Source organism: Jiangella asiatica, from assembly GCF_004349065.1.
Taxonomy (GTDB): Bacteria; Actinomycetota; Actinomycetes; order Jiangellales; family Jiangellaceae; genus Jiangella; species Jiangella asiatica.
The window spans coordinates 41,805-55,263 of sequence record NZ_SMKZ01000047.1 but is presented as its reverse complement, the minus strand read 5'-3'; the positions used below and the strand labels follow the sequence as shown (position 1 = coordinate 55,263).

At 69.2% G+C, this 13,459-nt stretch carries 12 protein-coding genes; 4 read left to right on the top strand and 8 right to left on the bottom strand.

Going from position 1 to position 13,459, the window contains the following annotated elements:
• Together E1269_RS24925 and E1269_RS24920 are read left to right on the top strand one after the other, a co-directional pair.
• On the top strand, positions 1-446 hold a 446-nt coding region (locus tag E1269_RS24925; protein WP_203434045.1), incomplete at its 5' end, for a redoxin domain-containing protein.
• A 2-nt stretch (positions 447-448) separates the two neighbouring features.
• The gene (locus E1269_RS24920; protein WP_131899654.1) at positions 449-1,297 is read left to right on the top strand and encodes a cytochrome c biogenesis CcdA family protein; all 849 of its coding nucleotides are present in this window, start codon (positions 449-451) and stop codon (positions 1,295-1,297) included.
• Positions 1,298-1,319: 22 nt separating this feature from the next.
• Here the strand turns inward: E1269_RS24920 and E1269_RS24915 are convergent, their stop codons facing one another.
• Together E1269_RS24915 and E1269_RS24910 are read right to left on the bottom strand one after the other, a co-directional pair.
• The gene (locus E1269_RS24915; protein ID WP_131899652.1) at positions 1,320-1,781 is read right to left on the bottom strand and encodes an SRPBCC family protein; all 462 of its coding nucleotides are present in this window, start codon (positions 1,779-1,781) and stop codon (positions 1,320-1,322) included.
• Between the two features lie 103 nt (positions 1,782-1,884).
• Entirely contained in the window at positions 1,885-2,484 is a 600-nt protein-coding gene (locus E1269_RS24910; RefSeq protein WP_239001018.1) for a peptidase inhibitor family I36 protein, read from the bottom strand.
• A gap of 426 nt (positions 2,485-2,910) precedes the next feature.
• Here E1269_RS24910 and E1269_RS24905 point away from each other — a divergent pair, with 426 nt between their 5' ends.
• The gene (locus tag E1269_RS24905; RefSeq protein WP_131899648.1) at positions 2,911-4,218 is read left to right on the top strand and encodes a choice-of-anchor L domain-containing protein; all 1,308 of its coding nucleotides are present in this window, start codon (positions 2,911-2,913) and stop codon (positions 4,216-4,218) included.
• Positions 4,219-4,270: 52 nt separating this feature from the next.
• Here E1269_RS24905 and E1269_RS24900 read toward each other — a convergent pair whose 3' ends face one another.
• Positions 4,271-5,179 carry an NYN domain-containing protein gene (locus E1269_RS24900; protein WP_131899646.1) on the bottom strand — a complete coding sequence of 303 codons (909 nt, stop codon included), beginning with the start codon at positions 5,177-5,179 and terminating at the stop codon, positions 4,271-4,273.
• 161 nt (positions 5,180-5,340) lie between these two features.
• Here E1269_RS24900 and E1269_RS24895 point away from each other — a divergent pair, with 161 nt between their 5' ends.
• A complete protein-coding gene (locus E1269_RS24895; protein ID WP_131899644.1) occupies positions 5,341-7,683 on the top strand; it encodes an arylsulfatase in 2,343 nt (780 codons plus the stop codon).
• 44 nt (positions 7,684-7,727) lie between these two features.
• On the opposite strand, the gene E1269_RS24890 is transcribed toward E1269_RS24895, so the two are convergent.
• The 5 genes from E1269_RS24890 to E1269_RS24870 are packed head-to-tail and all read right to left on the bottom strand — an operon-like array spanning position 7,728 to position 13,448.
• Positions 7,728-7,922, bottom strand: a complete 195-nt coding sequence (locus E1269_RS24890; protein ID WP_131899642.1) for a hypothetical protein — start codon at positions 7,920-7,922, stop codon at positions 7,728-7,730.
• A gap of 12 nt (positions 7,923-7,934) precedes the next feature.
• Positions 7,935-9,368, bottom strand: coding sequence for a UbiD family decarboxylase (locus tag E1269_RS24885; protein WP_131899640.1), 1,434 nt, complete (start codon positions 9,366-9,368; stop codon positions 7,935-7,937).
• 46 nt (positions 9,369-9,414) lie between these two features.
• Positions 9,415-11,199, bottom strand: a complete 1,785-nt coding sequence (locus E1269_RS24880; protein WP_203434044.1) for an ABC transporter permease — start codon at positions 11,197-11,199, stop codon at positions 9,415-9,417.
• A 19-nt stretch (positions 11,200-11,218) separates the two neighbouring features.
• Positions 11,219-12,370, bottom strand: a complete 1,152-nt coding sequence (locus E1269_RS24875; RefSeq protein WP_131899636.1) for an ABC transporter substrate-binding protein — start codon at positions 12,368-12,370, stop codon at positions 11,219-11,221.
• A gap of 52 nt (positions 12,371-12,422) precedes the next feature.
• Positions 12,423-13,448 carry a substrate-binding domain-containing protein gene (locus tag E1269_RS24870; RefSeq protein WP_131899634.1) on the bottom strand — a complete coding sequence of 342 codons (1,026 nt, stop codon included), beginning with the start codon at positions 13,446-13,448 and terminating at the stop codon, positions 12,423-12,425.
• Between the last annotated feature and the right edge of the window lie 11 nt (positions 13,449-13,459).

The following is a 13,459-nucleotide window of genomic DNA, read 5'->3' as shown; positions in this document are numbered from 1 at the left end:
TGTGCGCGATGCCCCCGACGCCGCCGTCGGAAGTGCCGGAGGAACTGGACTTCACCGCGCCGACGATCGACGGCGGCACGTTCGACGGCGCGAGCCTGGCCGGTCGGCCCGCGGTGCTGTGGTTCTGGGCGCCGTGGTGCCCGGTGTGCCAGCGGGAGGCGTCGCTCATCGCCGAGCTCGCCGACCGGTATGCCGGGCGGGTGGAGTTCGTCGGCGTGGCTGGGCTGTCCGGCGACCTCGGCGCCATGGAGTCGTTCGTCGCCGACGGCGGCGTCGGGGGCATCGCGCACATCGACGACCGCGACGGTGAGGTGTACACGAGGTTCGGGGTCACGCAGCAGTACGACTTCGGGTTCGTGTCGGCCGACGGCACGGTCGAGGTGGTGCGCGGGCCGCTCGAGCACGACGAGATCGCCGCCGAGGTCGAGCGGCTCGTCGCGGACTGACCATGCCCGAGGTGCCCGTCGAGTTCGCCGTGCTGCTGGGGTCGGTCGCGGCACTCAACCCGTGCGGCTTCGCCCTGCTGCCGACCTACCTCACGCTGCTGGTGGCACAGGGCGGTCCGCCCGGATCGGCCGCCGCGCTGCGCCGGGCCGGCGTCATGACGGCGGCGATGACGGCCGGCTTCGTGGCCGTGTTCGGGGCGTTCGGGCTGGTCGTGGTGCCGGCGGCGGTGTCCGTCGAGCGTTTCCTGCCGTGGGCCACCGTCGCGATCGGGATAGCGCTGGTCGGGCTCGGCGGCTGGCTGGTCGCCGGGCGCGAGCTCCCGTTGCGGGTGCCGCGGCTGGCCGGCGCGGCACCGTCGTCGTCGTGGCCGTCGATGGTCTGGTACGGCGTCGCCTACGCGGTGGCCAGCCTGTCGTGCACCGTCGCGCCGTTCCTGGCGATGGCGACGACGACGTTCACGTCGTCGGGCGTGGCCGGCGGGCTCCTCGCCGTGGTCTCGTACGGGATCGGCATGGGCATCGTCGTCGGCGTACTGGCCGCCGCGGTGGCGCTCGGCAGCGACAGTGTCGTGCGTCACGCCCGCCGGCTGCTGCCGTACGTGTCCAGGGTGAGCGGTGCGCTGCTGGTCCTGGCCGGCAGCTACGTCGCGTACTACGGCGTCTACGAGCTGCGGGTGAGTGCGGGCGGTGACCCCGGCGACCCGGTCATCGACGCGGCGCTGTCGGTACAGGGCGCGCTCAGCGGCTGGGTCGTCGACCTCGGCCCCTGGCGGGTCGCCGCCGCCCTCGCGTCCGTCGTCGGCGTCGGGCTGCTCGTCGGCCTGGCACGGCGTAACCGTGCTCAGCGCTGAGCGAGCTGTCGGTACCGGCCGGCTACCGCTCCAGGAAGGCGGCGAGGTTCGCCAGGGAGGAGGCGAGGCCCGCGGCATGGTCCTCCGCCGAGATGCCGGCCGGGACGTCGTCGGCGCGGATGTCCACCCGCGTCCCTCCCTCGACGGGGGTCACGTCCCAGGTCATGGTCATGGTGCCGGAGTAGGCGGGGTCGCCGGAGACGAAGTCGACGGCCTGGACGACGCGCTCGCCGGGGACGACATCGACGAAGCGTGCCTCGACGACGTCGGAGTCCGGTGTCGCCTTGCCCGGTGCCGTGGTGGCGTCGGCGTAGGTGAGGACCAGCCGGTACGACCCGCCGGGCCGGGCGTCGAACCGCTCGAACCGGCCGCTCATGCCGTCCGGCGGCAGCCACGCGGTCAGCGCCTCCGGATCGACCAGTGCGGCGAACACCTGGTCGGACGGGGCCGCGATCACCCTGGAGGCGGCGTCTGTCCGTGCCATCGTGCCATCGTAGAGCCGTCGACCCGTGAGTCCCTTGATCATCAACCGTTGGCGACGCCATGACGTCGCCAACGGTTGATGATCAAGGGAAGGGGCGGGTTGGTCAGCTGGTGAGCAGGAGCTCGTCGATCTTGTTGTTCCAGCTGCCGTCGCCGCCGCGGAACTCGCGGAGCAGGCTCAGTTCCGCGTGGCGGTCCCTGGTCCCGCCCCTCGGCCCCGCTTCGAGGGTGAAGGTGCCGTTGGAGTTGTGGTGGTCGAACAGGCCGCTGACCGTCTGCCGGTTGTTGAAGTAGCTGTTGGCCCGCTCGGCGAAGCCGTAGTCGCGCAGGTCCTTGTAGCCCGCCTGCCGGAACTCGATCTTGGGGCCCGCGTACTGGCGGTCGTCCCACAGGCAGAGATGGGCGCTCGGACAGTCGCTGAGGGCCAGGGTCTCCGGTCCGTCGGCGGCCAAACCTTCACCAGCGCGGTAGTCGGCCTCGTCGTCATAACAGACGATGCTCGCGTCGGCCTGCTCGACACAGATCTGAGCGCCCTGCCATCCTTGCGACAGGTCGATGTACTCGCCGTTGTACTCGGCATAGCGGCCACCGGTCTCGGGGTTGACCAATGGCGTGGCGGATTCTGCCGGGTCGGCATGGGCGGACCCGGCAGTGACGGCCAGGATGGCCGCACCCGTGCTGAGCGCCGCCAGGATCCGATGCATGGTTCGCACGTAGTGTCCCTCCGATAATTTTCGTGCTCGAGGCGATGACGTCCGGATTCCGGTGAGATGAACCTAGGGGAGTGCGCGAAACACCTTTGGAAGCAAAGGTGAACAGTGGTCGTCCACCGGCTGACGGCGCTGTCAGGAACGGCGCGGCCCCGATCGGCCGGTGGTTGCGAAAGGGCGCCAGGCGGAGGGGTGACGTCCGCTATGGTGTGCCACCGTGGCGTCCGCTCCGACCCCGAACTGCATATTTCGGGCAGATGCCTCAATTTCGACAAACACATCCGTGGCGGAATCGTCACGTCTTCTTGAAGGAGCATCGTGGCTTCGTGGTGGAACCGTCGTACGACCAGTGCTGTCGCGGCGGGCTCGTTTCTCTTCTTAGCAGCGGTCGGTACGGGTGCCGCTCATGGTGGCGAGCGAGTGCCGGAACCCCCGTCGTTGTGGGACCAGCTGACGGCGCCGGACCGGGATGCCTCGCAGCAGGTCACCGATCTGAACGGCGGGCTGACGCCGCACGACCTGGTGGAGGCGCTGATCGGGGAGGGGGTGACGTACGAGAACGTGACGTACACCGGTGACCCTCGTGGTGCCGGCCTGGGCGCGGGCTTCGAGGCAGCCCTCGGCGTCGATGGCGGCGTGTTGCTGTCGTCGGGCTCGCTGGCAGGCGAGCTGAGCAACGTGATCGGTCCGAACGTGAACCATGCGCAGACGACCCAGTTCGACGCCCCGGGCGACGCGGATCTCGATGGCCTCGTCGCGCCGTATGCGACGCTCGACGCCACAACGCTGGAGTTCGACTTCGTGTCCGATGCCGACCAGATCTCGTTCCAGTACATCTTCGGCTCGGAGGAGTACAACGAGTACGTCGGCTCGGCGTTCGACGACGTGTTCGCGTTCTACGTCGACGGCGAGAACTGCGCCGTCGTGGGTGCGGATGCGCAGCGGGTCTCGGTGAACACCGTCAACGCCGGCCAGAACGCGGAACTCTACGTCGACAACGAGCTCCCCGAGGCCGCGCACGATACCGAGCTGGACGGGTTCACGAGCGTGCTCACCTGCGCCGCGGCGGTCGAGCCCGGCGAGAGCCATCACCTCAAGCTGGTGATCGCCGACACGTCGGATCCGTACCTGGACTCCACGGTGTTGATCGCGGCCGGGACGTTCCAGGCCAACCATCCGCCGGTCGCCGACGACCAGGCGGTGGAGACGGAGATGGACACCCCGGTCGACATCACCCTGACCGGGTCCGACCCCGACGGCGATCCGATCACGTTCGGCGACGTGTCGGATCCGGCCAACGGCGAGCTCTCGGGTACCGAGCCGGACCTGGTCTACACACCCGACGACGGCTTCACCGGCGAGGACGAGTTCACGTTCACCGTGTCCGACGGCGCGGCGGTCTCGGCACCCGCCACCGTGACGGTCACCGTCGAGGGCGGCTCGGAACCGACGGACGAACCGACCGACGAGCCCAGCCCGACCGATGAGCCGACGGATGAGCCGACGAATGAGCCCAGCCCGACCGACGAGCCGACAGATGAGCCGTCGGACGAGCCGACCGGCGAACCCACCGGCGAGCCGACGCCGCAGCCCACCGAGCAGCCGACCGACGAGCCCGACGACCAGCTCCCGGACACCGGCACCGACGCGCGGCTGATCCTGGTCGCGGGCGCCGTACTGGCCGGCGTGGCGCTGGCCCTGCTGCGCCGGGCGCGTACGACGAGCTGAGATCGCGCCCCCCGGGCCCGGCCGACGCGACCGGCCGGGCCGCGGCGGGCGTTCAGCGCAGCCGTAGCCGCAGGTGCCCGTCCGGGGCGTCGGTGCGGGTCTCGACCAGCTCGCCGAGTGACTCGACGAAGTCGGAGAAGGTCTTGAACCCCAGCGACTGCTCCTTGAAGGACGGGTCCATGCGCTGCATCTGGCTCTTCAGGCCGCCGCCGTTGAGCCACTCGCCGTCGTCGGCCTTGTCCTGAGCGATCCGGATGGCGCGCACCAGCAGGTCGGTGGCCTCCTGGAACGGGTCGACCTCGCTGCTCTTGGCCGAGCGGCGGGTGGTGGCCTTCTGCTCGGCCTTCTTCGCCGTCTTGGCGGCCGTCTTCTTGGCCGCGGCCCGGGGCTTGACCGGGCTGACGCCGGGCAGGGCGTCGTACTGGCTGAACTCGTCGCACGCGGCGATCAGTGCTCGGCTGGTCGAGCCGGTGACGCCGATGCCGACGACGAAGCGGCCGAGCTGCTTGCACCGCTGGGCCAGCGCGATGTAGTCGGAGTCGCCGCCGACGATGACGACGTGGGTGATGTCCGCGTACTGCACCAGGTGTTCGATCGCGTCGACGGCCAGCCGGATGTCCGCGCCGTTCTTGGTGCCGCTGACCGGGAACAGCTGGGTGAGGTCGACCGCCCGGTCGACGAGCTGGCGCCGGTAGGCGGCGTTGGCCGGCACCGACCAGTCGGCGTAGGCGCGGGCCAGGGCGACGGTTCCGAAGGAGGATGCGTAGTCGAGGATCGCGCCGATGTCGACGGTCGCCTCGGCCAGCCGGACCTGGACGGGGTTCGAGCCGGCCGGGTCCGGCGTGTGGGACCGTGCGCTGTCCGCGCGCCACGCATCGCGTATGTCCGGATGCACCTGCTCGTAGCGGGAGATCACGATGTTGTCGAAGTCCAGGTAGACGGCGACGCGAGGAGCGTTCATGCGGCCAGCCTAGAACGAAGACCCGTTCCCGAACCCGCTCCACGCCGGATGGACGGCTCGTGGCGAGGACGGGTCGTGCTCACCCGCATCGGGTGATGACGTGCGCCCCGATCGATCAGACGATGACGCCACCGTCGGACCGAGCGGGAGAGGTGTTTGCGATGACCGAGCCGTTCCGTGGCGTCATCGACATCGACGAGCGGGAGTCGACGCCGGACTGGACTCCGTACCTGCAGCCGGTGGCTCCGGACGGCGCGCCGAACGTGCTTTACATCGTGCTCGATGACGTCGGCTTCTCGGCCATGGAGCCGTGGGGCGGGCTGATCGAGACGCCGAACGTCAACCGCCTGGCGGCCAACGGTCTCACCTACACGAACTGGCACACCACTGCGCTGTGCTCGCCGACCCGGTCGTCGCTGCTGACCGGGCGCAACCACACGACCAACGGCATGGCGTGCATCGCGGAGGCGACCAGCGGGTTCCCCAACGCGCACGGGCACATCCCGTTCGAGTGCGCCACGATCGCGGAGGTGCTGGGGGAGCGAGGCTGGAACACGTACCTGCTCGGCAAGTGGCACCTGTGTCCGAGCGACGAGATGAACCTGGCCTCGACGAAGCGGAACTGGCCGCTGGGACGCGGGTTCGAGCGCTACTACGGGTTCCTCGGCGGCGAGACCAACCAGTGGTATCCGGACCTGATGTACGACAACCATCCGGTCGACCAGCCGGCCCTGCCGGAGGACGGGTACCACCTGACCACCGACCTGACCGACAAGGCGATCGAGTTCATCCGCGACGCCAAGATGATCACGCCGGACAAGCCCTTCTTCATGTACTTCGCCCCCGGCGCGGCGCACGCGCCGCACCACGTGGCGAAGGAGTGGATCGAGAAGTACCGCGGCGTGTTCGACATGGGCTACGAGGTCTACCGGGACGTCGTCTTCGATCGGCAGAAACGGCTCGGGATCTTCCCCGAGAGTGCCGAGCTGTCGCCGCTGAACCCGTACGTCGGCGAGAGTTCTGTCGACGGCGAGCCGTGGCCCCCACTGGACACCGTGCGGCCCTGGGACTCGCTGTCGGAGGAGGAGAAGCGGTTGTTCTGCCGCATGGCGGAGGTCTTCGCGGGCTTCCTCTCGCACACCGACCACGAGATCGGGCGGCTGCTCGACTTCCTCGACGAGACCGGCGAGCTGGAGAACACGATCGTCGTGCTGGTCTCGGACAACGGCGCCAGCGGCGAGGGTGGGCCGAACGGCTCGGTGAACGAGAACAAGTTCTTCAACGGCATCCCGGACGACATCGAGGAGAACCTGCGCTACCTCGACGAGCTCGGTTCGCCGGCCACCTACAACCACTACCCGACGGGGTGGGCCTGGGCGTTCAACACGCCGTTCAAGATGTGGAAGCGCTACAACTTCGAGGGCGGCGTGGCCGATCCACTGCTGGTCTCCTGGCCGCGCGGCATCACCGCACGCGGCGAGCTGCGCCACCAGTTCCTCCACGCGACCGACGTGGTGCCGACGATGTACGACCTGCTCCGCGTCGACCTGCCCGCGACGGTCAAGGGCTATCCACAGGTCCCGCTCGAGGGCGTCAGCTTCCGGTCGACCTTCGACGGCGACGACGTGCCGACGCCGAAGGAGTCGGCGTTCTTCTCCATGCTGGGCTCACGGGCGGTCTGGCACCGGGGGTGGAAGGCCGTGAGCGTCCACCCCACCCTCTCCGGCTGGGGTCACTTCGACCGCGACCGGTGGGAGCTCTACAACACCGACGAGGATCCCACCGAGTGCCACGACCTCGCCGCGCAGCAGCCGGTCAAGGTACAGGAGCTCGTCAACCACTGGTTCCACCTGGCCGGCCGGTATCGAGGCCTGCCGCTGAACGACCGCACGGCGCGGGAGGTGCTTGCCGACCCGTCCCGCCCCCAGGTGGCGCCGCCCCGGGACCGGTACGTGTACTACCCCGGCACCGCGGAGGTGCCGGAGTCGGCCGCGGTAAACATCCGCAACCGCGACTACACCGTCGCGGTGGACGTGCTCGTCGACTCGGCCGACGCCTCCGGCGTGCTGTTCTCACACGGCGCGCGCTTCGGTGGGCATGCGCTCTACATCAGGGACGGCCGGCTGCACTACGTCTACAACTTCGTCGGGACCACGGTGCGGACCGTCGTCGGGGCGTCACCGGTCCCCACCGGCGACGTCGTGCTCTCCGCGGTCTTCGTCCGCGACGGCGACGCCATGCCGACCACCGGCACGCTGAGCCTCTACGTCGACGACGAGAAGGTGGGCGAGGACCGGATCGTCACCCAGCCGGGCAACTTCTCCCTCGTCGGCGAGGGCCTCAACGTCGGCAAGGACCCCGCCTCGCCGGTGACGTCCGAGTACCCCGGAACGAGCCCTTACGCGTTCACCGGCGGCGCCATCAAGGCCGTGATAGTCGACGTGTCCGGCCAGCCGTTCTTCGACATCGAGAAGGAAGCCATGGCGATGATGGCCCGCGAGTGACCGCTCACTTGGCGAAGAACCCCACCAGCAGGCCGGGCGCGCGGCTACATCCCCTCGGCGGCGCCGGTGTCGTTGCGCACCACGTCGCCGGTGGCGGAGACGATGCGCGGGCTCCGCTCCTGCGGGAACGTGGCCTGGCAGAACGGGCACAGCAGGTCGTAGCCGGCCTGCCACAGCTCGGTGTGGCAGGGGAAGCTCTGCCCGCACGACGGGCATTCCACGGTGAAGATCGAGGCCATGGGCTGCTCCTGTCACTCGCCCGCCGCCGCGGGGGCGGACTCGCGGACGTAGTCGGCCATCGGGACCCTGGCCTTCGCATCGTCCGGGACAAGAATCCGCTCCGAGAACGGCCGCCGCACCGGCTTCGTCGCGTCCACGATCATCTTGGTGGTCATGATGGGGTCCGTCTGGGACGGGTCGAGGGTGTTGCCCTTGGCGTTCTTGATCATGTCGATCGCCTGGTCGGCCTGGACCCGGGTGGCGATCGCCCAGAGCACCTGCCGGTCGTCGAAGGGGTCGACGTCGGCGTCGACCACGAACACGTGCTTGATCATGTCGACCTCGCCGAGCGCGATCATCGCCGCCTGCTTGGATTCGCCGTCCACCTTCTTGTCGATGGCGATGTTGCAGTGCAGCCGGCACACCCCGGAGACCGGCAGGTGGACGGCCTGGACGGACGGCACGACACCCTTGATCCGGTTGTAGATCCGCGCCTCCTTCGGCAGCCCGCCCTGGATCCAGTCGTCCGGGTGCCCAACGAACACGTCCTGATAGATGGCGTCGCGGCGGTGTGTGACGGCGGTGACGTCGACGACCCACCGAAGCCGCTGCGGGCCGTACGTGCCAGGGAACTCCCCGAACGGTCCCTCGACCTCTCGCACGCCCGGCGGGATCACGCCCTCGATCACGATCTCGGCGTCGGCCGGCACCATGAAGTCCTCGCCCCAGGTCTCCGACGGCACCAGCCGCAGCGAGCGGCCGGCGACCGAGCCGATCACCTCGTAGTCGTCGTCGCCGAACGGTGCGACGTTGAGGGTGCCGAGGAAGAACGCCGGATGGTGGCTGACCACGATCACCACGGGTGTTGGCAGCCCACGGTCCTCGTGCTTGCGGGTGATCTGCCAGCTGTGCCGCGGCGACATGTGCAGGCCGAGCTTGCGGGGCCCTTTGTACATGGTGCGCAGGTAGGCGGCGTTGTACGCGCCGGAGTCGGGGTCGCGCATGATCGGCGTCATGTCGATGTAGGGCGCCGGGTCCATGTGGTGGTGGCGCACGATGGGGAACTCGCGCAGGTCCACCTGGTCACCCACCTTGACGACGTCCTTCACCGGGCTCTCGCCGGGCGTGACGACGGTGGGTGCGATGCGGTCCTGCTCGCGGCGGCCGTACTCGATGCTCAGCGGGAACTTCGCCTCGGTGACCGGCAGCCCGAGGGCCTGTGCGCACCGGGCGCGGTCGGCGAACACGTTGGTGATCAGCGGGAACCGGGAGACCTCGCCGCGCAGGTTCAGCGGCTGATGGAAGATCGCCATCGGGAAGCGGCCCGCATCCTCCAGCTGCTGGAGGACGGCAGTGACCTCGAATGCCGCGGGGTCGACCGGCTTGTCGACGTGCACCAGCGCATCCGGCTGGCCGGCCTCGACGGCCTTGATGAACTCGCGCAGGTCGAGGGTGAGGCTGTCCATCCGGGTCTCCTTCGCTCGGGTGGTCTGGCTGGCGCCGGTCGGGTTGTCAGCGATCACGCAGGCCGAATCTGGTGCCGATGGCGTAGACGAGGGTGACGAGCACGGTGAGGCCGCCGATCATCACCACGCCGAGTGCGGCGACCGTGGTGAGCTGGCCGTCCTCGTAGTAGTTCCAGGTGAGGATCGACAGCACCTCGTTGCCCGGCGTGTAGAGCACGATCGAGCTGGACAACTCGCGGACGGAGATGATGAACGTGTAGAGCCAGCCGGCCAGCAGCCCGGGGACGATCAGCGGCACCAGGACGCGCCGGAACGTCTTCCACCAGCTCGCCCCGGACACGTAGGCCGACTCCTCGAGCTCACCGGAGATCTGCTGGATCGCCGACACGGCGTACCGCATCCCGTAGGGCAGGAAGCGGGTGACGTAGGCGATCAGCAAGATCAGCATCGTCCCGTACACCTGGAACGGCAGCGGGTTGCGCAGGTAGACGAACGAGACGGCCAGGCCGAGCACGATGCCGGGCACGACGAGGGGCAGGAACGCCAGCTGGTCGACGATCTGCCGGCCGGGAACCTTGGTGCGGGCGATCAGCCACGCCGCGATTGCGGCCAGGACCACCACCGCCGTTGCCGCGCCGGCGCCGAGCAGCAGCGAGTTCATGGTGGCGCGCGGGAACGCGCGGTCGTCGAACAGCTCGGCGTAGTTGTCGAAGGTCATGGACGAGAAGACGTCGAGCGAGAACTGCTGTGCGAACGGCAGCATCGAGGTGTAGAGCAGCACGCCAACGGGCAGTGCGGCGGTGACCAGGAAGTAGAGCAGCACGAGCGTTCCGACGACGGGCTTGGCGCGCCGCAGCTCGATCGGGTGCGGACGGAACCCCTTGCCGGTGATCGTGCTGAACTGGCCGTCCCGCCCGCTGCCGAACCTGTTGGTGAGGAAGACGCCGACAGCGGCGAAGGCGAGCAGGCTCAGCGACAGCGACCCGGCGGCCGCGGTGTCGATCGGGAAGTTCTGCAGCTCGTAGAAGATCCGGCTGGTGAACACGAAGATGCCGCCGGGCACGCCGAGCAGCGCCGGCACCTCGAAGCCCTCCAGCCCGCGCACGACCATGATCAGCGTCGCGGCGGCGAGAGCCGGGCGGACCAGCGGCAGCGCGATCCGGCGGATCATGGTGAGCCGGTTCGCCCCGGACAGCAGGGCCGACTCCTCCATCGCCGGGTCCATGGAGCGGAACGCGGCCACCATGAACAGGTAGACCAGGGGAGCGTTGTGCGTCCCCTCCACCCAGATCATGCCCGGCATCGAGAACGCGTCGAAGACCGGCCGCCCCAGGATCGCGGACGAGACCTGGTTCAGCACGCCGATGTTCTCGCTGGACAGCAGGATCCAGGCGATGGTGTAGAGGACGCCGGGGATGATCAGGGGCACCATGGAGGCGGCGAAGACCAGCGTCGGGAACGGCGCGTCGGTGCGGATGGTCACGTAGGCGAGGAAGGTGCCGATCACCATCGCCAGCAGGGCACTGCCGCCGGCGAACAGGAACGAGTTCCAGACCATCTCGCCGAGCCCGACGGCGGAGTAGGCTCGGCCGAAGGCGTCGAGGGTGACCGACCCGTTCTCCACGAACGTGCCGTGGATCAGGTAGAACAGCGGTACCGCGGCCAGGTACGCGATGACGATCACGACGGCGAGCACGATGAGGTTGCGGGTCTGGAAGCCCGTGCGGGCCAGCCGCAGCCACCGGCCATTGCCGGACACGCCGCCGGAGCCCGGCTCGCCACGCTTCGGCGCCGGCGGCAACGTCGCCGTCGTCGGTCCTGCTTCGCTCACGGTCGCCTCCAGCCGTCGCCTACTCCTGGTGCTGGGTGCCCTCGTCGAGGAAGCCGAGCCATTCCGGCTCCCATTCGTCGCGGCTGTTGAAGTACTCGTCGATCGGGACGAATACCTGGTCGAGCCCCGCGAACAGGTCGTCCTGGCCCTGGGGGATCGACGTCGGCCGGTAGAGGCCGGCCATGATGTCCTGCCCGCCGGTCAGCAGGTAGTCGATGAACAGCAGCGCGCCCCACGGGTTCGGCGCGTTGACTACCGGCACGGCACCTTCCTGGTGGAACACGATGGGCTCGACGGCGCTGCCGTCCGCGCGCTTCCACGTCACTGCGGCCCCGTCGGCCTGGAGCAGGTTCACCGCGTGGTTGAAGGTGGTGAGTGCGACGTCGTACTCACCGGCGGCAAGCAGCTCGGCCTGGAGGGTGTGGCTGGGCACGATGGTCGAGTAGCTGGCCAGCGTCTGGAAGATCTCGACGATCTGCTCATGCGACTTGCCCGCCGCCTCCATCTGCTCGTGCAGGGCCATGTACCACGGCCAGTCCGCGTCGGCGATCGAGAGCCGGCCCTCCCATTTCGGGTCTGTGAAGCCCTCGATCGTGTCCGGGATCTCGCTCTCGTCCACCGCGTCGGTGTTCCACGACACCACGAACGCTCCCATCCGGGTGGGGATGAACTGGCCCTGCACGTCGTCCAGGCCACGGATCTGGTCGGTGAGGTCCGGATGGACGTACTCGCCGGCCAGGCCGCGCTCGGTGACCAGCGTGACGTCGGCGTCCTCCACGACGTCGACGCCGTGGTAGCCGGCCTCCTGCTCCTGGAAAAAGCGCTGGATGAATGCCTGTGGCGTGGCCCGGTAGGTGTTGACCTCGAGGTCCTCGTACGTTTCCTCGAAGCCTTCGATGATGGAGTCGATGGCGGAGTTGGAGGTGTAGACCGTGATGCGCCCGCCGGCATCGAGCGCACCCTCGTAGAGGGCCTGCTCGCGCTCGGTGCCGGACATGCTGGCGAACTCCTCGTAGACGCCCTCGGCCTGCTCCTGGGCCTCACTGGTCCCACCGTCGCCGCCGGTGCCGCCCGACCCGTCGCCGCACGAGCCGACGACGGCGGCAGCGGCGACCAGGCCGGCCAGGACGCGTGCTCTGGGCCGGCGTCGCCGCCGGAGGGGAAGCGTCATTGCTCGGTCTCCTTTCAGCTCACGGCCCCGTTGCGTCCGGGCCCTGGACGGTTCAGCGCGTCCCCTGGCCGCCGGCCGACCACAGCCGGGTGCTCTCGGCGAACAGGTCGTCGACGGGGAAGACCTCGGGGATGAGTCCCTGTTCGTGCGAGAAGCGCACCATCGACTCGAGGACGGGGCGGTTGGCGCCGAGGCCGTAGGGAAAGGGGTCCTCGCCGACCGCGGCGCGGGTGCGCTCCAGGTACTCCCACCGGAAGACCAGGTTGAGGGGGATGCGCTCGAACGTTCGTCGCTGGCCGGCGAGCTTGGCCTCGAGGAAGGCCGCACACAGGTTGTGCGCGACCCAGGGATGCCGGCGCAGCAGGTCGGCACGGACGACGTAGGCGTGGTTGATCGGGATGTAGCCGTGCGCCGCGAAGAACCGGGCACCCTCGGCGACGCCGTCGCCGAACGCCGGAGCGACCTTGCTCCAGTCGCCGCCGCGCTGGCGCTGGGACCGTTCGATGAAGTTGGTGGCCGCGGTGCGGCGGTTCGGCCGGACGAAGGCCGCGTCCAGCTCGCGGTCGAGCAGCATCGACGCGAGGCTCTTCTCCGGCGGGACACGGTGGAACGAGATGCCGTCGGGTGGGGTGAAGCCGGTGGCGCCACCGTGGCTGTGCTCGACCCCGCGCTCCATGTACCACTCGACGTCGTACTGCGAGACACCGAAGTCGTGCTCGAGTACCGCGCGCAGCCACAGGGCCGCCGTCTGCTGGTACTCGCCGACACCGATGCGCTTGCCGGCCAGGAGGTGCGGTTCGGTGACACCCGCGTCGACGTGGACGTCCAGCTCGGTGTGGAAGAAGCGGCGCGACGGGAACACCGGCAGCGCGACCAGGTCACTGCCCCTGGCATGGGCGATGAACAGCGACGACAGCGACATCTCGCAGACGTCGAACTCGCCGTACCGCAGCTGGCGCCAGAACAGCTCCGACGGGTGGGCGACCGTGGGGACGAGCTCGATGCCCTGCGGGGTGACGGTGCCGTCGACGAGGGCCTCGGTGTGCACGTTGAGACCGGAGCCGAACGACAACCTCACGTGTGCCACGG

What these genes read in the sequence shown, in the direction of transcription:
- E1269_RS24920 (WP_131899654.1), top strand. Translation starts at nt 449, where the DNA reads ATGCCCGAGGTGCCCGTCGAGTTCGCCGTGCTGCTGGGGTCGGTCGCG.
- E1269_RS24915 (WP_131899652.1), bottom strand. Translation starts at nt 1,781, where the DNA reads ATGGCACGGACAGACGCCGCCTCCAGGGTGATCGCGGCCCCGTCCGAC.
- E1269_RS24910 (WP_239001018.1), bottom strand. Translation starts at nt 2,484, where the DNA reads ATGCATCGGATCCTGGCGGCGCTCAGCACGGGTGCGGCCATCCTGGCC.
- E1269_RS24900 (WP_131899646.1), bottom strand. Translation starts at nt 5,179, where the DNA reads ATGAACGCTCCTCGCGTCGCCGTCTACCTGGACTTCGACAACATCGTG.
- E1269_RS24895 (WP_131899644.1), top strand. Translation starts at nt 5,341, where the DNA reads ATGACCGAGCCGTTCCGTGGCGTCATCGACATCGACGAGCGGGAGTCG.
- E1269_RS24890 (WP_131899642.1), bottom strand. Translation starts at nt 7,922, where the DNA reads ATGGCCTCGATCTTCACCGTGGAATGCCCGTCGTGCGGGCAGAGCTTC.
- E1269_RS24885 (WP_131899640.1), bottom strand. Translation starts at nt 9,368, where the DNA reads ATGGACAGCCTCACCCTCGACCTGCGCGAGTTCATCAAGGCCGTCGAG.
- E1269_RS24875 (WP_131899636.1), bottom strand. Translation starts at nt 12,370, where the DNA reads ATGACGCTTCCCCTCCGGCGGCGACGCCGGCCCAGAGCACGCGTCCTG.